This window comes from Streptomyces sp. A18 (genome assembly GCF_059026065.1).
Genome location: NZ_JBWLKL010000011.1, coordinates 189,178 through 208,841 on the forward strand (window position 1 = coordinate 189,178; position 19,664 = coordinate 208,841).

Annotated in this window: 19 protein-coding genes; 13 read left to right on the plus strand and 6 right to left on the minus strand. The window is 71.3% G+C overall.

Annotated features, from left to right (window positions below):
- The first annotated feature begins 175 nt into the window (after positions 1-175).
- From AC5P1C_RS20245 to AC5P1C_RS20295, 11 genes are all read left to right on the plus strand, one after another.
- Positions 176-1,663, plus strand: a complete 1,488-nt coding sequence (locus tag AC5P1C_RS20245) for an aldehyde dehydrogenase family protein (protein ID WP_493867262.1) — start codon at positions 176-178, stop codon at positions 1,661-1,663.
- Between the two features lie 45 nt (positions 1,664-1,708).
- Positions 1,709-2,647: a VOC family protein gene (locus AC5P1C_RS20250; protein WP_493867263.1), complete on the plus strand. Its 939-nt coding sequence runs from the start codon at positions 1,709-1,711 to the stop codon at positions 2,645-2,647.
- Positions 2,644-3,441, plus strand: a complete 798-nt coding sequence (locus AC5P1C_RS20255; RefSeq protein ID WP_493867264.1) for an aspartate dehydrogenase domain-containing protein — start codon at positions 2,644-2,646, stop codon at positions 3,439-3,441. The genes AC5P1C_RS20250 and AC5P1C_RS20255 overlap by 4 nt, the downstream gene beginning before the upstream one ends.
- Positions 3,438-4,220, plus strand: coding sequence for an alpha/beta fold hydrolase (locus AC5P1C_RS20260; RefSeq protein WP_493867265.1), 783 nt, complete (start codon positions 3,438-3,440; stop codon positions 4,218-4,220). The genes AC5P1C_RS20255 and AC5P1C_RS20260 overlap by 4 nt, the downstream gene beginning before the upstream one ends.
- A gap of 11 nt (positions 4,221-4,231) precedes the next feature.
- Positions 4,232-4,753, plus strand: coding sequence for a cupin domain-containing protein (locus tag AC5P1C_RS20265; protein WP_493867266.1), 522 nt, complete (start codon positions 4,232-4,234; stop codon positions 4,751-4,753).
- 1 nt (position 4,754) lies between these two features.
- Positions 4,755-5,504, plus strand: a complete 750-nt coding sequence (locus AC5P1C_RS20270) for an SDR family oxidoreductase (RefSeq protein ID WP_493867295.1) — start codon at positions 4,755-4,757, stop codon at positions 5,502-5,504.
- Between the two features lie 82 nt (positions 5,505-5,586).
- Complete coding sequence (locus AC5P1C_RS20275; protein ID WP_493867267.1) at positions 5,587-6,372, plus strand: SDR family oxidoreductase; 786 nt, start codon at positions 5,587-5,589, stop codon at positions 6,370-6,372.
- Positions 6,373-6,383: 11 nt separating this feature from the next.
- Positions 6,384-8,018, plus strand: a complete 1,635-nt coding sequence (locus tag AC5P1C_RS20280; RefSeq protein ID WP_493867268.1) for a thiamine pyrophosphate-binding protein — start codon at positions 6,384-6,386, stop codon at positions 8,016-8,018.
- Positions 8,019-8,030: 12 nt separating this feature from the next.
- Positions 8,031-8,966, plus strand: a complete 936-nt coding sequence (locus AC5P1C_RS20285) for a PDR/VanB family oxidoreductase (protein ID WP_493867269.1) — start codon at positions 8,031-8,033, stop codon at positions 8,964-8,966.
- Between the two features lie 19 nt (positions 8,967-8,985).
- Entirely contained in the window at positions 8,986-9,210 is a 225-nt protein-coding gene (locus tag AC5P1C_RS20290; protein WP_493867270.1) for a recombinase-like helix-turn-helix domain-containing protein, read from the plus strand.
- Between the two features lie 5 nt (positions 9,211-9,215).
- A complete protein-coding gene (locus AC5P1C_RS20295; protein WP_493867271.1) occupies positions 9,216-10,235 on the plus strand; it encodes a Rieske 2Fe-2S domain-containing protein in 1,020 nt (339 codons plus the stop codon).
- Positions 10,236-10,247: 12 nt separating this feature from the next.
- Here AC5P1C_RS20295 and AC5P1C_RS20300 read toward each other — a convergent pair whose 3' ends face one another.
- Positions 10,248-10,790, minus strand: coding sequence for a MarR family winged helix-turn-helix transcriptional regulator (locus tag AC5P1C_RS20300; protein ID WP_493867272.1), 543 nt, complete (start codon positions 10,788-10,790; stop codon positions 10,248-10,250).
- A 167-nt stretch (positions 10,791-10,957) separates the two neighbouring features.
- Here AC5P1C_RS20300 and AC5P1C_RS20305 point away from each other — a divergent pair, with 167 nt between their 5' ends.
- Complete coding sequence (locus tag AC5P1C_RS20305; RefSeq protein WP_135332691.1) at positions 10,958-11,629, plus strand: FadR/GntR family transcriptional regulator; 672 nt, start codon at positions 10,958-10,960, stop codon at positions 11,627-11,629.
- Positions 11,630-11,769: 140 nt separating this feature from the next.
- A complete protein-coding gene (locus AC5P1C_RS20310; RefSeq protein WP_493867273.1) occupies positions 11,770-12,807 on the plus strand; it encodes a PAC2 family protein in 1,038 nt (345 codons plus the stop codon).
- A 74-nt stretch (positions 12,808-12,881) separates the two neighbouring features.
- On the opposite strand, the gene AC5P1C_RS20315 is transcribed toward AC5P1C_RS20310, so the two are convergent.
- The 5 genes from AC5P1C_RS20315 to AC5P1C_RS20335 form a co-directional block, all read right to left on the minus strand.
- Entirely contained in the window at positions 12,882-15,947 is a 3,066-nt protein-coding gene (locus tag AC5P1C_RS20315) for an NPCBM/NEW2 domain-containing protein (protein ID WP_493867274.1), read from the minus strand.
- Between the two features lie 92 nt (positions 15,948-16,039).
- Positions 16,040-17,269 carry a cysteine--1-D-myo-inosityl 2-amino-2-deoxy-alpha-D-glucopyranoside ligase gene (mshC, locus tag AC5P1C_RS20320; RefSeq protein ID WP_493867275.1) on the minus strand — a complete coding sequence of 410 codons (1,230 nt, stop codon included), beginning with the start codon at positions 17,267-17,269 and terminating at the stop codon, positions 16,040-16,042.
- Positions 17,270-17,471: 202 nt separating this feature from the next.
- Positions 17,472-18,311 (minus strand): SCO1664 family protein, encoded by an 840-nt coding sequence (locus AC5P1C_RS20325; RefSeq protein WP_493867276.1) that lies wholly within the window; start codon positions 18,309-18,311, stop codon positions 17,472-17,474.
- Positions 18,275-18,865, minus strand: coding sequence for a DUF3090 domain-containing protein (locus AC5P1C_RS20330; RefSeq protein WP_493867277.1), 591 nt, complete (start codon positions 18,863-18,865; stop codon positions 18,275-18,277). The genes AC5P1C_RS20325 and AC5P1C_RS20330 overlap by 37 nt, the downstream gene beginning before the upstream one ends.
- 81 nt (positions 18,866-18,946) lie before the next feature.
- A complete protein-coding gene (locus AC5P1C_RS20335; protein WP_493867278.1) occupies positions 18,947-19,633 on the minus strand; it encodes a histidine phosphatase family protein in 687 nt (228 codons plus the stop codon).
- Positions 19,634-19,664 lie beyond the last annotated feature (31 nt).

Sequence of the window (19,664 nt, forward strand, 5' to 3'; positions counted from 1 at the left end):
AAATCCTCGTAGGTCGTCATCCGACAGGTCTTGCGCTTCAGATATTTAAGCCCTTAGATTTCTAGCACTTACCGAAGAGCGTCTGAAGTTCCGCCGGGATCACTCCCTCAAGTCCCGCTCGGCCACGTTCTGTTCGACCTGCTCGACCACGCCCCGTTCCCGCCAGGAGGCCCCCATGCCCCGCATCCCAGCCGACGAAGCACTCATCGCGGGCGAGTGGCGACGCGGCGCGGGCGCCCCGGCCGACACCGTCGACCCGGCGACGGGCCGCGTCATCGCCACCGTCCACGCCGTCTCCCTCGACGAGGTCGCCGAAGCGGCCCAGGGAGCGGCCGACGCTGCCGCCGATCCGCGCTGGCGCGACCTCGTGCCCCACCGGCGCGCCCTGCTCCTGCACCGCATCGCCGAGCTGATCGAGGAGTCCACGGACGGCCTCGCGGCCCTGCAGACCGCCGACACCGGAAAGGCCCTCGCCGAGACCCGCGCCCTGGTCGGCAGCGCGGCGGCCACCTTCCGCTACACGGCCGCCGCCCTGGAGACCGCCGAGGAGGCGATCACCCCCTCGCGCGGCGACTACGTGACGATGAGCGTGTACGAGCCGATCGGCGTCGTCGGCGCGATCAACCCCTGGAACTCCCCCATCGCCAGCGACGCCCAGAAGCTCGCACCAGCGCTCGCGGGCGGTAACGCGGTCCTGCTCAAGCCCGCCGAGTGGACCCCGCTCGTCTCCCTCGCGCTCGGGCGCGTCATCACCCGCGCGCTGGATGAATTCGAGCTCCCGGCCGGGCTGTTGTCCGTCCTCACCGGGCGCGGCAGCATCGTGGGCGACGCGATCGTCCGTGATCCACGCGTCGGCAAGGTCACCTTCACCGGCGGCACGAGCACGGGCCGTACGCTCGCGCACGCGGCGGCCGAGAAGCTGATGCCGGTCTCGCTCGAACTGGGCGGCAAGTCGCCGACGGTCGTCCTCGCCGACGCCGACATCGAGCAGGCCCTGGCAGGCGTGATGTTCGGGGTCTTCTCCTCCAGCGGACAGTCCTGCATCGCGGGGTCGCGACTCTTCGTCGCCCGTGAGGTGTACGAGGAGTTCGTCGGCGAACTGGTCGAACGGGTGAGGAAGTTGCGCGTCGGGTCCGGCACGTCCCCCGACACGCAAGTCGCGCCGCTCGTCCATCACAAGCACCGGGACTCCGTCGCCTCGTACGTCGATCTCGCGCGCGAGGAAGGCGCGCGGGTGCTGTGCGGCGGGAGCGTGCCGGAAGCCGCGGATCTCCGGGACGGGGCGTACTACCTGCCCACCGTCCTTGACGGGCTCCCCAACTCCTCGCGGACCTGCCAGGAGGAGATCTTCGGGCCCGTCCTGGTCGCGCTGCCCTTCGACGACGAGGACGACCTCGTGCGGCAGGCCAACTCCAGTGTCTACGGCCTCGCCTGCGGCATCTGGACCCGCGACCACCGGGCCGCCTGGCGGATCGCGCGGCGCGTCGACGCGGGCACGGTCTGGATCAACACCTACAAGCAGTTCAGCATCGCCACGCCCTTCGGCGGCATGAAGGAGAGCGGTCTCGGCCGCGAGAAGGGCCGCGACGGCATCCGCGCCTACCAGCGCCAGAAGTCCCTCTACTGGGGCGTCTCCGACGCGCCTCTGCCCTGGGCCGGCTGAACCCCGTACCTCCGCACCTACATCTCTGCACCTCTGGAGCAGGACATGTCCCAACCTCCCATCGCCCGCCTCCGCGCCCTGCGCTCCGTCGAGCTGCTCACCCCCGCCTTCACCGAGGCCGCCGACTTCTACCAGGAGGTCTGGGGCCTGGAGACCGTCGAGGCCGAGCGCGGCACGGCCGCCTGGCTGCGCGGCACCGGCGCCGAGCACCATGCTCTTCAGCTCACCCGCGCCGACCGCACGGGCCTCGGCAGGATCTCCTTCGCCGTGGGCACGCCCGCCGAGGTCGACGAGGCCGCTCGCAGGCTGCTCGCGCGCGGCATCACACCGGTCGCCGGGCCCGGCCCGCTCGACCAGGTCGGCGGCGGCTACGGCCTGCGCTTCACCGACCCCGAGCACCGCCTGATCGAGATCAGCGCGGAGGTCCACACGGTCGCGCCGCGCGGCCGGGACGGCGCCGTGCCGGTCGGCGTCACGCACGCGGTGCTCAACACGGCCGACATCGATGCCTCTGTCGCCTTCTACCGCGACGTCCTCGGCCTGCGCGTCTCCGACTGGTCCGAGCACCAGATGGCGTTCCTGCGCTGCAACGCCGACCACCACTGCATCGCCTTCAACCAGGCCGAGTGGGCCTCACTCAACCACGTGGCGTACGAGATGAGTTCGGTCGACCACTTCATGCGGGGCCTCGGCCGGCTCAGGCACCACGGCATCGACCCGCAGTGGGGCCCGGGGCGGCACGGCCCCGGCAACAACACCTTCTCCTACTTCACCGACCCCTCCGGGCTCGTCTGCGAGTACACCTCCGAGGTCGCGCAGATCGTCGAGGACGCGTGGATCGCCCGCGTCTGGCGGCGGGTGCCCGAGCTGTCCGACCTGTGGGGTACGGCCGGGCCGCCGTCGAAGGAGATCCGCTGCCACATGGCGGGGTCACCCGACCCCGGCCCGCTTTCCGTCGATGAGAACCTGGAGGTTCAGGCATGACGCGCGTACGCAAGGTCGGCATCGTCGGGTGGGGCGCGATCGGCCGTGTCGTCGGTACCGCGCTCGCCGAACAGCGCGTCACCGGCGCCGAGTTGACGTGCCTGGTCGACAACCGCCCGCTCGGCGAGAGCGCGCCCGCCCCGCAGGTCTCCTTCGACGAGGCCATGGAACGCTGCGATCTCATCGTCGAGGCGGCGGGCCAAGGCGTCGTACGGGAATGGGGCGAGCGCGTCCTCGCCTCCGGGACCGATCTGCTGATCGCCTCGACCGGCGCGCTCACCGACGAGGAGCTGTCCAAACGGCTCCTCTCCGCCGGTCCCGGCCGCGTGTACTTCACCGGCGGTGCGGTCGGCGGGCTCGATCTGCTCCAGGCCGTGCGGTCACTCGGCCCGCTCGACGACGTGCGGCTCACCACCACCAAGCTGCCGTCCACGCTCGAACAGCCTTGGATGAGCGAAGAGTTGCTGTCCCGGATGCGGACGGCGACCGGGCCCGTCGAGGTCATGTCCGGGACCGCGCGCGACGTCCCGGTGAAGTTCCCCAAGTCGACGAACGTCGCGGCCTCGGTCGCCCTGGCCGTCGGCGACCTGGACGCTGTGCGGGTCCAGGTCGTCGCCGACCCCGGCGCCCACCACACGCGGCACGTCGTTGAGGCGTCCGGCGCACACGGCTCGTACCGCTTCGAGGTCGCGCACCTGCCGGACCCGGGCAACCCGGCGACCAGCCAGGTCGTGCCGTACGCGGTCCTGCGCAGCCTCGCGGCGCTCGCGGGGCGGTCGGGGCAGATCCTGTGACGGCCGCCGTACATGTCGAGGAAGCGGGCTCCGCGGGGCCGCTGCTGCTGTGCCTGCACGGCATCGGCTCCTCGTCCGCCGCGTTCGCACCGCAGCTCGCCGGGCTGTCCGCGTACGTGAGGGTCGTGGCCTGGGACGCTCCCGGGTACGCCAAGTCCGCCGACCCGGAAGGGCCGTTGGACCTGGACGGCTTCGCGGACGCGGCAGCCGACCTCATCCGGGAGCGCGGCGCGAGCGCCCATGTACTCGGTGTCTCGTGGGGCGGGGTGATCGCGCTGCGGCTCGCGGCCCGGCACCCCGGGCTCGTCGATTCGCTGATCGTCGCGGACTCCAGCCCCGGTTCCGGCACCGACCCCGCCAAGGCCGACGCGATGCGACAGCGGGCCACCGAGCTCGCGGAACTGGGACCGCGGGCGTTCGCCGAGCGGCGCGGGCCCCGGCTCGTCTCGCCGGACGCGCCCCCTCGGCTGGTCCGGCGGGTCGTCGACACCATGGCAGTGTCCGTGCGCCTGCCCGGATACGCGTACGCCGCCGAGTCCATGGCCGGCGCCGATCTGCGCCCCGAGATCCCCGGCATCGCCGCCCCCGCCCTCGTCCTCTGCGGCGACCAGGACCGGGTCACCGGCGTCGAGGCCTCACAGGCCATCGCCGGCGACCTCCACAGATCCGCCTACGTGATCGTCAAGGACGCCGGTCACCTGGCCAATCAGGAGCAGCCCGAGGCCTTCGACGCCTGGGTCCTCTCCCACCTCCGCATCACCGCCCACATCCCTGAGTAGGAGCCTTCCTCATGCCTCTGACCACCACTGAGTACGACAACGGCGGCGACCTCAGCAAGTACACCGACTCGCTGATCGCCACCAAGGAGTCCCGCGTCGCGGACTTCAGCACGCTGTCCTTCCAGGAGAAGGCGGGCCCGCAGTACCGCCGCGGGCAGATCCGCTACGTCGGCTCCGGCGCGACCGGCAACCACGAGAACGACAGCCGCATCCTGCCGTCCGGCGGCTTCACCTTCTCCAACATGCTGCTCCCGCCCGGCGCCGAGGGCCCCGAGCACACCCATCACGACGTCGAGGAGGCCTTCTTCGTCCTGGAGGGTCAGGTCAAGGTGGGCATCCACCGGGGCGCCGACGAGGTCGAGTACCGCACCCTCGGCTACCGGGACATGATCGTCGTCCCTGCGGGCGTGGCGCGCTCCCTGAAGAACGAGGGCGACACCGACGCGCTCTTCTGCGTCGTCATCGGCACGCAGAAGCCGCAGGTGCCGACGTACCCCGAGCACTCGCCGATGCACGGCGTCACCCGTGACTGAGGTGTCCCCCCTGACGGACGACCGCACCGTCGTCATCACCGGCGCGGGCCGTGGCCTGGGACTGGCCATGGCCCGCCGGGCCGGCGAGGACGGCTTCCGGGTCGTCGTCGCCGAGGTGGACGCGGTGCGGGGCGGTGAGGCCGTCGCCGAGCTGCGTGCGGAGGGCCTCGACGCGCACTTCGTACGGTGCGATGTGGCGGACCCGGCTTCGGTGGATGAACTAGCCGCCTTCGTGAGCGACTTGGGTCCTCTGTACGGCCTGGTCAACAATGCCGCGCTCGCCAACGGCGTCGGCGGCAAGGAGTTCCAGGACATCGACGTCGAGGTGTGGGACCGCTTGATGGCGGTCAACGCCCGCAGCCCGTGGCTGGTCGCCAAGGCCCTGCACCCGCTCTTCCGCTCCCCCGGACGGATCGTCAACATCGCATCGGACGCGGCCCTTTACGGTTCGCCGCGCCTGGCCCACTACATCGCCTCCAAGGGCGCGGTCATCGCGCTGACCCGGGCGATGGCGCGCGAGCTGGGCGACAAGGGGATCACCGTGAACGCGGTCGCACCCGGTCTCACCGAGGTCGAGGCCACCGAGACGGTGCCTGCCGAGCGGCACGCGCTCTACCGGGGCAACCGGGCGATCTCCCGCCCGCAGCAGCCGGACGACCTCGTCGGGCTCGTGTCCTTCCTCCTCTCCGAGGAGTCCCGCTATCTGACCGGACAGGTGATCGCCGTCAACGGCGGTTTCACCATGAACTGATCCAGCTGAACCGGCTGAACCGGCTGAACCGGTTGAACCGGTTGAACCGGCTGAACGAACTGACGCACAGGAGCTATCACTTATGGATCTGGGCCTCTCCGACCGGACCGTCCTGGTCACCGGCGGCAGCTCGGGCGTCGGCCTGGCCACGGTCCGCGCCCTGCTCGACGAGGGCGCGCGCGTGGCGACCTGCGGGCGTGACGCCGACCGCCTCGCGAAGGCGGCGGCCGGACTCGGCGGCGGCGACCGCCTCCTCACGGGCGTGTGCGACGTACGCGACGCGGACGCCGTACGGGAGTTCACCGCGCGCGCGGCCGACACCTTCGGCTCGGTCGACGGGCTCGTCAACAACGCGGGGCAGTCCCGCATGAAGGGCCTTGACGAGTCGACCGCCGAGGACTGGCGCGACGAGCTGGAGCTGAAGTTCGCCGGTGTCCTCAACCCCCTGCACGCGGCACGCCCGCACCTGGCGGCGTCGGACGCGGCGAGCGTCGTCAACGTCAACGCGGTGCTCGCCAAGCAGCCCGAGCCCCGCCTCATCACCACGAGCGCGGCCCGAGCGGGCATCCTCAACCTCTCCAAGTCCCTGGCCACGGAGCTCGCCCCTGAGGGCATCCGCGTCAACTCCGTCTGCCTGGGCCTGATCGACACCGGCCAGTGGACCCGGCGCCACGCTGCCGCCGAATCCGGCCTCAGCTACGAGGACTGGCAGGCGGAGCTCGCGGCGGACCGCGGCATCGCGCTCGGGCGGCTCGGCCGCGCGGAGGAGGTCGCGTACGCGATCGTCGCGCTGCTCTCGCCCCGCGCCTCGTACACCACCGGCACCAGCATCGACGTCTGCGGCGGCGTCGGCCGCGGCATCCTCTGAGGAGCTCAACCATGCCACCCCTGCACTACGCCACCGGAGGCGATCTCCTCGTCGCCGTCCTGCGTGAACTCGGCGTCGACACGGTCTTCGGGATCGTCAGCGTGCACAACCTGCCGCTGGTCGAGGCGGTCGACCGGGAGCTGCGCTTCGTGCCGGTACGCCACGAGGCGACCGCCGTGAACGCCGCGGACGCCTACGGCCGGGCCCGCGGCACACTGGGCTGCGCGCTCACCTCGACGGGCACGGGCGCGGGCAACGCGGCCGGTTCGCTGGTCGAGGCGCTGAGCTCGGGGACGTCCGTCCTGCACGTCACGGGCCAGGTGGAGAGCGAGTTCCTGGGCAGCGGCCGAGGCTTCATCCACGAGACCAAGGACCAGCTCGGGATGCTCGGGGCGGTGTCGAAGCATGCCACGACGGTGGTCTCCACCGAATCGGCGGGCCGGATCCTGCGCGAGGCGGCCCGTGCGGCACTGACCGATCCCGGCGGCCCGGCGAGCGTGGAGTGGCCGGTGGATCTGCAGTACGCGGCGCAGACGGACGTCGCACACGAGGCCCCCGATGCGCAGTTCCCTGCGCCCGACGAGGCTGAACTCGCCGCAGGCCAGGCGCTATTGGCCTCCGCCGAGCGCCCCCTCATCTGGGCCGGCGGCGGCGCCACCCGCGCCCGTGCCGAGCTGGCCGAGCTGCTTCGCGTCACCGGCGCGGGGCTGCTCACCTCCAACTCCGGGCGGGGTTCCGTGCCCGAGGACCATCCGCAGGTCATCGGCAACTTCGCCACCACCCCTGCGGCACGCGCCCTCCTCGCGGACGCGGACCTGTTGCTGACCGTCGGAACGCACTTCCGGTCCAACGAGACCGCCGACTACGGGCTCGCGCTCCCCGAAGCGCACATCCAGGTCGACATCGACGCCGCCGCCCTCGGCCGCGTGTACCCGGCGCGGCACGCCCTGCACGGTCATGCGCCCGACGCCCTCTCGGCACTCCTGCCGCACGCGCGCCGGGCCGAGGAAGGCTGGACGCGACGCGTCGCCGCCGTCCGTGCGGACGTCCGCGCCACGCTGCACGACAGCATCGGCCCGCAGGCCGCGATCTGCGACGCCATCCGTGCCGCGCTGCCCCGCGGCGCGGTCGTCGCCCGTGACGTGACGATTCCGTCCAGCAGCTGGGGCAACCGGCTCCTGGAGATGTACGACCCCCGCGACAACGTCTTCCCGCGCGGCGGCGGCATCGGGCAGGGCCTTGGCATGGGCATCGGCGCGGCGCTCGCGCGGCCCGACTCCCCCACCGTCGTCCTGGCCGGGGACGGCGGGCTCGCCGTCCACCTCGGGGAACTCCTCACGCTCGCCCAGGAACGCCCACGGCTGACCCTGATCGTCTTCAACGACGGCGGGTACGGCGTGCTCCGCAACATGCAGGACCGCTACAGCGAGCGCCGCTCGGGCGTCGACCTCGCCACGCCCGACTTCGAACTCCTCGCCAGGTCCTGCGGGTTGGCCTACGCCCGGATCGCCGCCGAGGAGCACGCGCACCCCGTGATCAGCCACGCCGTCGCCTCGGACGGGCCGACCCTCGTCGAGGTCGACCTGGCCCGCCTCGGGCCGATGAAGAACCCGTTCACCCCGCCCGTCAAGATCCCCGGCCAGTGAGGAGGGCCCACCATGGATGAGAGCGAACTCACGCTGCTGGTACGCCGCATGACCTGGGAGGCGGACGGAGTCCTCTCCGTCGAGCTCACCCACCCGGACGGCAAGCCGCTGCCCGCCTGGACCCCCGGCGCGCACCTCGACCTGCACATCGGTGGGCACGTACGGCAGTACAGCCTGTGCGGCGACCCGCGGAACGTGTCCGCGTACCGCATCGGGGTCCTCAACGAGGCTTCCTCGCGCGGCGGTTCGCGGCACGTGCACACCAAGCTGCGGCCCGGCCAGACGGTCACCGCGTCCGAGCCGCGCAATCACTTCACGCTGGAGGAAGCACCCGGCTACCTCTTCATCGCCGGCGGCATCGGCGTGACCCCGCTCCTCGCCATGGCCCGCGATGCCGCACGGCGCGGGGCCGACTGGCGGATGCTGTACGGCGGGCGCAATCGCGGGTCGATGGCGTTCACCGATGAACTGTCCTCTCTGGGCGGTGACTTGACCGTCGTTCCGCAGGACGAGCACGGACACATCGACCTCGCGTCGGCACTCGACGGGCTGCCCGACGGCACGCTCGTGTACTGCTGCGGGCCCGAGCCGCTGCTCGCCGCCGTGGAGGCCGTCTGCCCGGCGGACCGGCTGCGCGTGGAGCGGTTCTCCGCGCCCGCCGTGGAGCGGACCGGGGACGACTCCGCGTTCGAGGTGGAGTGCCGCACGTCCGGTCGCACCCTCTCCGTCGGCGCCGACACGTCCATCCTGCAGGCAGCCGAGGCCGCGGGGCTCAGCGTCAACAGCTCCTGCCAGGAAGGCATCTGCGGCAGCTGCGAGACCCGCGTGCTCGACGGCACACCCGACCACCGCGACTTCCTGCTCAGCGAGGCCGAGCACGCCGCCAACACCTCGATGATGATCTGCGTCTCGCGGTGCGCGTCCGGCCGTCTCGTCCTCGACCTGTAATTCCCCACCGGAGGCAACAGTGACCACCACCTGGCCGTACCTGGACATCCACCAGTCCCGGACGCACGAGCCGACCCCCTACGAGTACAAGCTCGCCGCCACCCTCGAAGAGGTCTTCACCAAGGAGGGACATGGACTCTCCGATGTTGTACGAGGTTTGAACAGCCGTCAGGTCCACGCGCCGGACGGCGCCGAGTGGACCGAAGAGTCCTTCCGTGCCGAGATGAACCGACTGGGAGCGTGACCCCGATGACCCTTTCTGCCGGCCTCACCGCTTCCGCCGACCACATCTACGCCACCGGTCTGCGCAACCAGTGGCACCCCGTCGTCCCCTCGGACTTCGTCGCCCCCGGCGCCATGCGCAAAGTCACCGCGCTCGGCGAGCAGTGGTTGCTGTTCCGCCGCTCGGACGGTGCTCTCTCCATGCTCGCCGACCGCTGCCCGCACCGCGGCGCGCCCCTCTCGCTGGGCAAACACCTCGGTGACCGGGTGGCCTGCTGGTACCACGGGGTGGAGGTCGAGACCGACGGCACCGTCTCCTCCGTACCGGGTCTGCCCGGCTGCAACCTGGAGGGCAAGAAGCTCGTCACGTCGCTGCCCGTGCGGGAGATCGGCGGCGCGATCCTCGCGTACTTCGGCGACGAGGAACACCCGGAGCCCGCCGAACTGACGCTGCCCGAGCCGCTCACCGACCCCGACGTCGACGCGATCCTCTGCTACGCGGAGTGGAACGGCCCCTGGCGGTTCGCGGTGGAGAACCTCCTGGACCCGATGCACGGCGCCTTCCTGCACCACGAGTCGCACACGATGTACGACGGCGACACCACCGCCAAGTTCCGCATCCGGGAGACGGACCGCGGCTACTTCTTCGAGAAGACCGACCAGCGGGGCGTCAACTTCGACTGGGTCGAGCTGTGCCGCACGGGCGTGGACTGGGTCGACCTGACCATTCCTTACCCGCCGTCGGCGGGTCCCGGCGGCCCGTTCGGGATCGTCGGGATGGTCTGCCCGGTCGACGAGAACCGCACCGGCGTCTTCTTCTGGCGCTACCGCCGCGTCCAGGGCTGGCAGCGCGACACCTGGCGCTTCCTCTACAAGACCGTCATCGAGGAGCGCCACTGGCAGGTCCTCGAACAGGACCGGGTGATGCTGGAAGCGATGCCGGCCGACGCCGACCAGCGCGAGAACCTCTACCAGCACGACCTGGGCGTGGTCCGGCTGCGCAGGATGTACCGCGCGGAGGCGGAGGCTCAGGCCGCCGATTCTTAGACGCCGTGCGGCTCAGGCTTCCTCTTCCTGAGGTTCGTCGGAGTCGGTGATGGACCGCTCCAGCTTGGACATCAGACGGGCCAGCTGGCGGCACTCGGCCGGGGAGAGTCCGTCGAGCATCCGGCGTTCGTTGTCGAGATGCTCGGCGAACACCTCGTCGATCTTGGCGAGGCCCGTATCGGTGAGCCGTGAGTAGACGACGCGGCGGTCCTCCGCGTCGCGCTCACGCACGATCAGGCCGTCCTTCTCCAGCCGGTCGATGCGCAGCGTCACCCCGGCCGACGAGACCAGACCGGAGTCGGCGAGCTGGCCCGCCGTGAGCCGGTAGGGCGCCCCGGCCCTGCGCAGCGCCGTCAGTACGTCGAAGCCCGCGACCGCCAGGCCGTGCCGCTCGATCGCCGAGGTGAGCCTGGTGTTGTAGCGCAGGAAGGTGCGGTGCAGCCGCGCGAGGACCTCGAGGGGCGAGGTGTCGAGCTCCGGCCGTTCCCTCGCCCAGTCCTCGATGATCGATGCGACCGCGTCCCGCTGGGCCCCCGCCGACTTCTTCCCGGCCATGTGCCGTAGCCTCCCTCTCGCCCGTACCGCGGTCAGTTCGGTCAGTCACGGAAATCTTAGCCCTGAGAGAAGTACGTATTCGCCTGACCCACGTGCGCAACGGCCCAGGGACACGCCATAATCGTCCGATACATCGGATGTCTTCTGTCTTGTGAGGCGAGGTCCCCATGGCTGTCACCGACGAAGCCATCGAAAAGATCAAGGGCATGATCGTCTCCGGCGCGCTGCGCCCCGGCGACCGCCTGCCCAAGGAGAGTGAACTCGCCGCCGACCTGGGCCTTTCCCGCAACTCGCTGCGTGAGGCGGTGCGCGCGCTCTCACTGATCCGCATCCTCGACGTACGGCAGGGCGACGGCACGTACGTCACGAGCCTGGACCCGCAGCTCCTGCTCGAGGCCCTGAGCTTCGTGGTCGACTTCCACCGCGACGACACGGTCCTGGAGTTCCTCGCGGTGCGCCGCATCCTGGAACCGGCCGCCACGGCGATGGCGAGCGTCCACATCACCGAGGCCGAACTCGACGTCCTGACAGCGCAGTTGGACGCCCTCGGCGCTGCGCCCTCGGTGGAGGAACTGGTCGCCTGCGACCTGGAGTTCCACCGCGGCATCGTGCAGTCGTCCGGCAACTCGGTGCTCTGCTCGCTCCTGGACGGCCTCTCCGGACCCACCACCCGGGCCCGCGTCTGGCGCGGCCTCACCCAGGAGGACGCCGTAAGCCGCACCCTGCACGAGCACCGCGCGATCCTCACCGCACTGCGCGACCGTGACGCCGAGGCGGCCAGGTCATGGGCGACGGTCCACATCGCGAGTGTGGAGCAGTGGCTGCGCTCGACGCTGTGAAGCACGGCCGCCGGGGGAGTGCGCGGGCCTCGCGCGGGGCAGTGATCCGTTCACCGGAGCCCGCGCAAGGGGGCTGCGGAGGGCCCCGCTGGACACCGTAAGGTTGGGGCGTACGTAAAGGACATCGGAAGGAGGCCTGGGTGATCGAGCTCGAGGGAGTTCCCGAGCTGGTCGACCCGGTCATGGTGGCCGCGTTCGAGGGCTGGAACGACGCCGGCGACGCCGCCTCCACCGCGGTCGCGCATCTCGACAAGGAGTGGAAGGGCGAGGTCTTCGCGGCGCTTGACGCCGAGGACTACTACGACTTCCAGGTCAACCGCCCCACGGTCTTCCTGGAGGGCGGCGTCCGCAAGGTCACCTGGCCGACGACCCGCCTCTCGGTGATCCGCGTGGGCGGCGACAAGCCCCGCGACCTCGTGCTGGTCCGCGGGATCGAGCCGTCGATGCGCTGGCGCTCGTTCTGCAACGAGATCCTGGGCTTCGCCCACGAGCTGGGCGTGGAGCTCGTGGTGATCCTGGGCGCGCTGCTCGGCGACACCCCGCACACCCGGCCCGTCCCGGTCAGCGGCGTCACGTCGGACGCGGACCTGGCCCGCACGATGGACCTGGAGGAGACGAAGTACGAAGGCCCGACGGGCATCGTCGGCATCCTCCAGGAGGCGTGCACGCACGCGGGCGTCCCCGCGGTGAGCCTGTGGGCGGCCGTCCCGCACTACGTCTCGCAGCCGCCCAACCCGAAGGCCACCCTCGCTCTCCTGAACCGCCTCGAAGACCTCATCGGCCTGCGGATCCCGCTGGGCGACCTCGCCGAGGACGCGCGCGCCTGGCAGGTGGGCGTGGACCAGCTGGCGGCCGAGGACAGCGAGGTCGCCGAGTACGTCCAGTCCCTCGAAGAGGCACGCGACACGGCCGAACTGCCCGAGGCCACGGGTGAGGCGATCGCCCGCGAGTTCGAGCGCTATCTGCGGCGACGCGACGGCGGCGGTCCGCCGCAGCCCGGCGGCCACGCCACGGAGGGCGGCGACCAGGCCCCGTACCTGCGCGACAGCCCCGGCGACCGCACCCGGCCGCCGAAGCCGCAGCCGCAGCCGCGCACGGACCCGGAGCCGGGGCCGGGGCCCGGCCCGGACGAGGAGAACAGCGGCGAATCCGGACCGTCTGATTCCTCCGAGGACTGACCAGCACGGAAACGAGCGCCGGGCGGAGTACTGGGAGTACTTCCCGCCCGGCGCCGCTCTGTGCCGGTGACCGGCTACGCGCAGCTGAACTTCGCCGCTGCCCAGTCCCCGTGGTCCCCGCTCTTGGAACCGTTCGTGTCACTCACCTTCAGCTCCACGTGCCGCGCCCCGCGAACATCGACGTCCACCGGCACGGTCGCCGACGCACCCGTCACCTCGGGCGAGGTCCACAGCACCTTGCCGTCGGCCTCGACCGAGAAGGCCACCTCTCCATAGCCGTTGATCTCGTCGTCGATGCCCACGTCAGCGGTGAACTTCGAACACTGCCCGCCCGTATAGACCTCGATGGCGGAGTCGGCGTGCGATCCGATCCCCTTCTCGTACGTCTTCCCGGCGAGGGTCAGCGTGCGGCCGTCATCGGCGCCCGACTCACCGTTGCTGCGGTCGCGTTCGGCGGGTCCGTAGCCGTTGGTGGACTTCAGCCACACCATGTCGCTCGCCCAGGTGTCGGCCGTCGGCGCCGGAGGCATGACGGCGACCGCGATCCGCTGGGTGGCGGTGCGGTCCTGGCCGGCCGCTCGGTGGCGGGCCGTCGCCGTCAGCGGCTGCTCCCCGGGCTCGGCGTCCTCGGGCGGCGTGACGGCGACCTCGACGCGGCGCGTGGTGCCCGCCGTGACGCGGTCGGCGTGGGCGGTGCCCGCGGTCCAGCCCTCCGGCACGTCCAGGGTGACGTCGACGCCCGTGGCGTCCCGCGTCCCCGCCGTGACGTCCACGGCGACCTTGCCCGCCGATCCCGCGCCGATCTCCTGCCCTGCGGGGACGCTCAGCACGGCACTCGCGCCGGGCACTGCGCCCCCGACCGCGCTGGTGTCGTCCAGTTCGAGCTCGAAGGCACGGTCCGTGCGCAACGCGGCCGTCTTCACCTTGACGACGCCGCCCCGGTCGTCCCGGTCGTAGAACCAGCCCTGCGCCGCCTTCTCGTACGCCGTCTTCGACGTGAACCGCGGCAGCTTGTCGCCGCTCAGCTCCACTCGGCTCGGCGCGTCCGCGGTGTGCAGCGTGAACGCGTACGGCCGCTTGGTCTGCTTGCCGCTGAACTCCCCCTTGCTCGCGCCGATCCGCACCTGTACGTCGCCCGCGCCGGAGCGGGGCGCCTCGACGTCGGCGCGCTGGGTGGCGTACTTGCCGTCGCGGTGCTGCCGGGTCTCGCCGTCGTCCTCGTACAGCTCGAAGGAGGACTTGCCCTGCGGGTAGATGTCCCAGGCCAGCGGCGAGTCGGCGGTGCGGTCCTGGTAGGACCTGATGCCGCCGGGCCACATCGGCACGGTGGCACCGGCCTTGACGAAGAGCGGCAGCGTGTCGAGGGGCGCGCTGTAGCCGTCGACGGTGGTCGGCCCCTCGTACGTGCGGCCGCTCCAGTAGTCGGTCCACGTCCCCTTGGGGAGATAGATGTCGTCCCGGACGGTGGTGTCCTGGTAGACGGGCGCCACGAGGAAGTCCTCGCCCGCCAGGAACTCGTACTTGGCGGCGTCGGTGGCGGTCTTCGGGTCCTCGGGGTATTCGAGGGCCAGCGGACGCACGGCGCCGACGCCGGTCTTCGTCGCCTCGTGGCCGTGCGAGTAGAAGTAGGGCAGCAGGGCTTCGTGCAGCTTGAGGTACTTGCGGTTGATGGAGGTGTAGGGCTCGCCGTGGCGGAAGGGCTGCTTGTCGGTGGCGGCCCAGCCGTCCATCGTCATCGTGACCGGCAGGAACGACTTCCACTGCAGATCACGTACGTACGTCTTGGGGCTGCCGCCGAAGATGCCGTCCACGTCACCGGTCGTGTAGGCGAGGCCGGACATGGTCGCGCCCGCGTACGTGGGGATCTGCCAGCGGATGTACTCCCAGCTGCCGCTCTGGTCGCCGGACCACTGCACTCCGCAGCGCTGGGCGCCCGACCAGCTCTCGGGGGCCCAGGTGAAGCCGCGGGCGTCGCTGTTGTCCTCGATGCCCTTGTAGGCGTCCTTGCAGCCGTCGAGCGCCTTCTTGTAGCCGTCGCCGACCCAGGCGACGTCCAGCTTGGCGACGCGCTGGCCCGCCTTGACCTGCTCCGCGATCTTGTCGAGGCCGTCCTCGGTCCACAGGCCGAGCTGCATGTCGCGGTCCTGGAGGCCCTTGGCGGTCTCCGCGAGGTCTTCGTAGCCGCAGCCGTAGCCGTCGTTGACCAGCATCCAGCCATTGGGCATGTCGTGCTTGAGGTACTCGTCGGCGACCTTCAGGGAGTCAAGGGTGTGCCGTTCGCCCTGATTGGCGTTGTGGAGGTAGCAGTCCGCGTCACCGATCTCCAACCCGTAGATGGGCGGCAGGAAAGGCTTTCCGGTGAGCTTCGTGTACTGCCCGATGACGTCCTTGGCCGCGTCGCCGCCGCGGCCCGCGAAGTAGTAGGCGTCGAAGCGCTGTTCCTTGGCGGTGGCCGTCACCGGCTCGGCGAAGTCGTAGGTGTTGGGCGCGTAGGTGTTCCGGAAGACGCCATAGCCCTCCGAAGACAGGTAGAACGGCACGGAGTTGGGGTGGCCGCCGTCGTCCCAGTTGTAGTCGACGCTCACCTCGACCTTCTTGCCGCGGTGCGAGGTGTTGCCGCGCCCGTTCTGCATCCCGGCGCCGTAGTACTGCTCGTCGGCGCCGCGGGCCAGGCTCTGCGTGGTGGCGTCCTTGGTCCAGCTCAGGCCCTTGGACTCGGCCCAGACCTGGGTGCCGTCGGCGCGGTACAGGGCGAAGCGCAGGGGCGACTTGTAGGCGCGCAGGGTCACCTTGGAGGTGCTCAGTTCGTAACGATCGCCCTTGTCGGCCCACTTGGTCCGGGGCGGATCGCTCTGGGGCAGGACGATGTCCTTGCCGGTCGGGTCGGTGAACTCGCCGTCGGGGGCGAGTTCGAGCCGGAACGTCTCCGTCGACACGAAGCTGACGCGGGCCACGGCCTTGCCCGCGGTGAGCCGGTAGACGGATCCGTCCGCGGCAGCGAAGTCCGTGACGTCCCCGACCGTGGTCGCGGGATCGTCGGCGGCCTGCGCGGCGCCGCCACCGGGACCGGCGAACGCCGCGAGGAGGCCGAGCAGGGCGGCGGCGACGGCCGCCCGTCTGAGGCGCTTGGGTGATCTCATGGCGGAGGTCTAGCGCCTCAACGGCCACCGGGGCCATGGACTTTGATGGGCCGCTCCTGGATTTCCGGAGCGGCCCATTCGGTGGACGGTGACTAGAGGGCCACGCCGAGCAGCGCGTCGACGGCACGCGATACGACGCCGGGGGCGCCCTCGTCCGTGCCTCCCTCGGCGTCCTGGCGGGCGGCCCAGCGGTCCACGGCGGCGAGCGCCGCCGGAGCGTCCAGGTCGTTCGCGAGGGCGTCGCGGATCTCCTCGACGAGCTCGTCGGCACCGGGCCCGTCGGGACGCGAGACGGCGGCACGCCACCGGGCGAGCCGCTCCACGGCCTCGGTCAGGACGGAGTCGGTCCACTCCCAGTCGGCGCGGTAGTGGTGGGCAAGGAGCGCGAGGCGGATGGCGGCCGGGTCGGTCCCGTCCCGCCGCAGCTTCGACACGAAGACGAGGTTGCCCTTGGACTTGGACATCTTCGCGCCGTCCAGGGCGACCATGCCGGCGTGCACGTACGCCTTGGCGAAGGGGTACTCGCCGGTGAGGGCCTGGGCGTGCGACGCGCCCATCTCGTGGTGCGGGAAGGCGAGGTCGGAGCCGCCGCCCTGCACGTCGAAGCCCATGCCCAGGTGGTCGAGGGCGATGGCCACACACTCGATGTGCCAGCCGGGGCGGCCACGGCCGAGCGAGGCACCGTCCCAGCTCGGCTCGCCCTCGCGGGCGGCCATCCACAGCATCGGGTCGAGCGGGTCCTTCTTGCCCGGCCGCTCCGGGTCACCACCGCGCTCGGCGGACAGCAGCTTCATCGCGGCGGCGTCGAGGCCGGACACCTCACCGAAGTGCGGGTCGGACTCGACGGAGAAGTAGACGTCCCCCTCCAGTTCATAGGCGGCGCCCATGTCCCGGAGCCGCTCGACGAGCGGCACGATGCCGGGTATCGCCTCGACGGCTCCGATGTAGTGCTGCGGCGGGAGCAGTCGCAGGGCGGTCATGTCCTCGCGGAACAAGGCGGTCTCGCCCTCGGCGAGCTCCACCCAGTCCTTGCCGTCGCGGATGGCACGTTCCAGGAGCGGGTCGTCCACGTCGGTCACGTTCTGGACGTAATGAACCTGCCGCTTGGTGTCGAGCCACACGCGCTGCACGAGGTCGAACGCGTTGTAGGTCGCCGCGTGACCTATGTGGGTGGCGTCATACGGAGTGATGCCGCAGACATAGATACGGGCGACGGGACCGGGGTCAAGGGTGACGAGACCACCGGTCGCGGTGTCGTGGATCCGGAGGTCGCGGCCCTTGCCAGGAAGGGCGGGGACCTCAGAAGCGGGCCAGGCATGCATGCAATGAGCCTAACCGGACGGAGCGTCCGTATACGAGTGGGGCTGGCGTGGGCGCCTTCACCGGGCGGGGGCGCCTTCACCCAGGGACCACAAAACCGCCGCTGCGCGGCGGATCTTTCCCGCCCTCCCACCCGATGGCCCCACGGCGGGGCTCCGCAGGGGCGGAACGGGTGGGCACCACGCCGAAGCCGCGGGGCGGCGTCTAGACCGGCGGCCACGGAATGGCGGGCCACTCACCGCTGGGCACGGGGTGCTGACCGGAAGCCAGCAGCGCAGCGACCCGCGCGCGCAGCGCGTCCACCTCAGCCCCGGTGATCAGCTTCCCCAGCCGCAGGGCCAGCGGCGCCCCGCCGCCCAGCCCGTCCCGCAGGGACTCGAGCGCCTCCACCGCCTCGGCGGAGAGCGGCTCCCCCGCCCACCCCCACAGCAGCGTCCGCAGCTTGTCCTCGGCGTTGAACGTGACCCCGTGGTCGATCCCGTACAGACGGCCCCCGTCGGTCAGCAGGTGTCCGCCCTTGCGGTCCGCGTTGTTGATCACGGCGTCAAGCACCGCGAGCCGCCGCAACCGCACATCATCCGCGTGCACGAGAAGGGCCGTCCGACCCTCCCCCACCTCGGCGAAGCCGATCGCCTTCCAGCCCTCCGACGGCTCATCCCCCTCGACGAGGGCGAGCAGCTCGGGCCCCTCCTCCTGCGAGCCCTCGATCCACAGCTGGCACATGCCCTCACCGTGCGGGCCGTCCCGCAGCACGGTCGGCGGGACAAGGCCCCACCCCGTCGCCTCGGAGACCTCGTACGCGGCCATCTCCCGCTGCGCGAGCGTCCCGTCGGGGAAATCCCACAGGGGGCGCTCCCCGGCGACCGGCTTGTAGGCACAGGCGGCTTCCCGCCCCTCGTACGAGACGGTGCAGTAGAGGACCGCGTTCGAGGCTTCACGGATCCGTCCCCGGACCGTCAGCTCGCCCCGGGCGAGCAGATCCATGGCATCGGCGCCGGAGGCCGGACTCACGCGCCCCGCCGGTATCCGTTCTGCCGCGGGCATACATGTCCTTCCGGATCGAGCGGGAGGCTGCACAGCGGGCACGGCGGGCGCCCCGCGTTCACGACGTCGAGTGCGCGCTTGGCGAACGCGCGCGCCTGCGCACCGGTGAGCCGGACGCGCAGCATCGGCGGCCCGTTCTCCTCGTCCTGCAGAAGCCTTTCCTCGGCTTCCGCGAGATCCTCGTCGGACTCGGCGTCCAGCTCGACCAGCGCCTGCGCCTCGACGATCATCCGCTCCTCGTCGCCGTCCCAGGCGAGCGCCATCGTGCCGACGCGGAACTCCTCCTCGACGGGCGAGTCCAGGGGTGCGCTGTCACTGACCTCGGTGGGCGCGACGGCGGGCACGGGAGCATTGCCGCCGGTGCGGCGCACGACCTCGTCGAGCAGCTCTTCCATCCGTTCGGCGAGCGCCGCCACCTGGGCCTTCTCCAGGGCGACACTGGTCACCCGGACTCCGGCGGAGGCCTGGAGGAAGAAGGTACGCCGGCCGGGGAGCCCGACCGTCCCGGCCACGAAGCGTTCCGGCGGGTCGTAGAGGAACACCTGACGCGACACGTCCTGTCTCCATTGGGATCGACTGCGATGGATCAATTGCGCTTGTTCGACGCGACCACTGCACCCTACTGCGGGCGACGATCACGGTGCTCCCGCATCGCCACCCACCGCCGCGTCGCTGCCCGAGGGCTCCGCGCGGGGCGCGAGCGACCCGAAGTCGCCGGTGTCCCCCAGGCGTACGAGGAAGGGCCGCAGGCGCGTGAAGCGGATGGCGGTGACGGAACAGGGCTCCACGGAGATGCGCTGGAAGAGGTCGAGGTGGAGTCCGATGGCGTCCGCGACAAGGGATTTGATGATGTCGCCGTGCGAGCACATCAGGTACACGGCGTCGGGGCCGTGATCGCGCTCCACGCGCGCGTTCCACTCGCGTACCGCCTCGGCCGCCCGCGTCTGCATGGCGCGCATGGACTCACCGCCCGGGAAGGCGGCCGCCGACGGGTGCTGCTGTACGACCTCCATGAGCGGCTCGTCGGACAGCTCGGCCAGCTTGCGGCCCGACCAGTCGCCGTAGTGGCACTCCCCGATTCGGTCGTCGGTGTGCGACCGCAGGTCCGGCCGGGCGGCGAGCAGGGGCGCTACGGTCTCCTGGCAGCGCTGGAGCGGGCTCGTGACGACTTCGGCGAGCGGCAGGTCCGCGAGGCGTCCGGGGAGCGCCGCGGCCTGTGCGGCGCCGCGCTCGTCCAGGGCCACGCCGGGGGTCCACCCGGCGAGCAGACCCGCGGTGTTGGCGGTGGATCGTCCGTGCCGGACGAGGATCAGCGTGGGCATGCGGGCCAGCCTAAGCCGACGCGGGGGTGCG

Bases quoted from the DNA above. Each gene is read 5' to 3' on its own strand.
- AC5P1C_RS20245 (WP_493867262.1), top strand. From the start codon at position 176: ATGCCCCGCATCCCAGCCGACGAAGCACTCATCGCGGGCGAGTGGCGA.
- AC5P1C_RS20250 (WP_493867263.1), top strand. From the start codon at position 1,709: ATGTCCCAACCTCCCATCGCCCGCCTCCGCGCCCTGCGCTCCGTCGAG.
- AC5P1C_RS20255 (WP_493867264.1), top strand. From the start codon at position 2,644: ATGACGCGCGTACGCAAGGTCGGCATCGTCGGGTGGGGCGCGATCGGC.
- AC5P1C_RS20265 (WP_493867266.1), top strand. From the start codon at position 4,232: ATGCCTCTGACCACCACTGAGTACGACAACGGCGGCGACCTCAGCAAG.
- AC5P1C_RS20275 (WP_493867267.1), top strand. From the start codon at position 5,587: ATGGATCTGGGCCTCTCCGACCGGACCGTCCTGGTCACCGGCGGCAGC.
- AC5P1C_RS20280 (WP_493867268.1), top strand. From the start codon at position 6,384: ATGCCACCCCTGCACTACGCCACCGGAGGCGATCTCCTCGTCGCCGTC.
- AC5P1C_RS20285 (WP_493867269.1), top strand. From the start codon at position 8,031: ATGGATGAGAGCGAACTCACGCTGCTGGTACGCCGCATGACCTGGGAG.
- AC5P1C_RS20295 (WP_493867271.1), top strand. From the start codon at position 9,216: ATGACCCTTTCTGCCGGCCTCACCGCTTCCGCCGACCACATCTACGCC.
- AC5P1C_RS20300 (WP_493867272.1), bottom strand. From the start codon at position 10,790: ATGGCCGGGAAGAAGTCGGCGGGGGCCCAGCGGGACGCGGTCGCATCG.
- AC5P1C_RS20305 (WP_135332691.1), top strand. From the start codon at position 10,958: ATGGCTGTCACCGACGAAGCCATCGAAAAGATCAAGGGCATGATCGTC.
- AC5P1C_RS20315 (WP_493867274.1), bottom strand. From the start codon at position 15,947: ATGAGATCACCCAAGCGCCTCAGACGGGCGGCCGTCGCCGCCGCCCTG.
- mshC (WP_493867275.1), bottom strand. From the start codon at position 17,269: ATGCATGCCTGGCCCGCTTCTGAGGTCCCCGCCCTTCCTGGCAAGGGC.
- AC5P1C_RS20325 (WP_493867276.1), bottom strand. From the start codon at position 18,311: ATGCCCGCGGCAGAACGGATACCGGCGGGGCGCGTGAGTCCGGCCTCC.
- AC5P1C_RS20335 (WP_493867278.1), bottom strand. From the start codon at position 19,633: ATGCCCACGCTGATCCTCGTCCGGCACGGACGATCCACCGCCAACACC.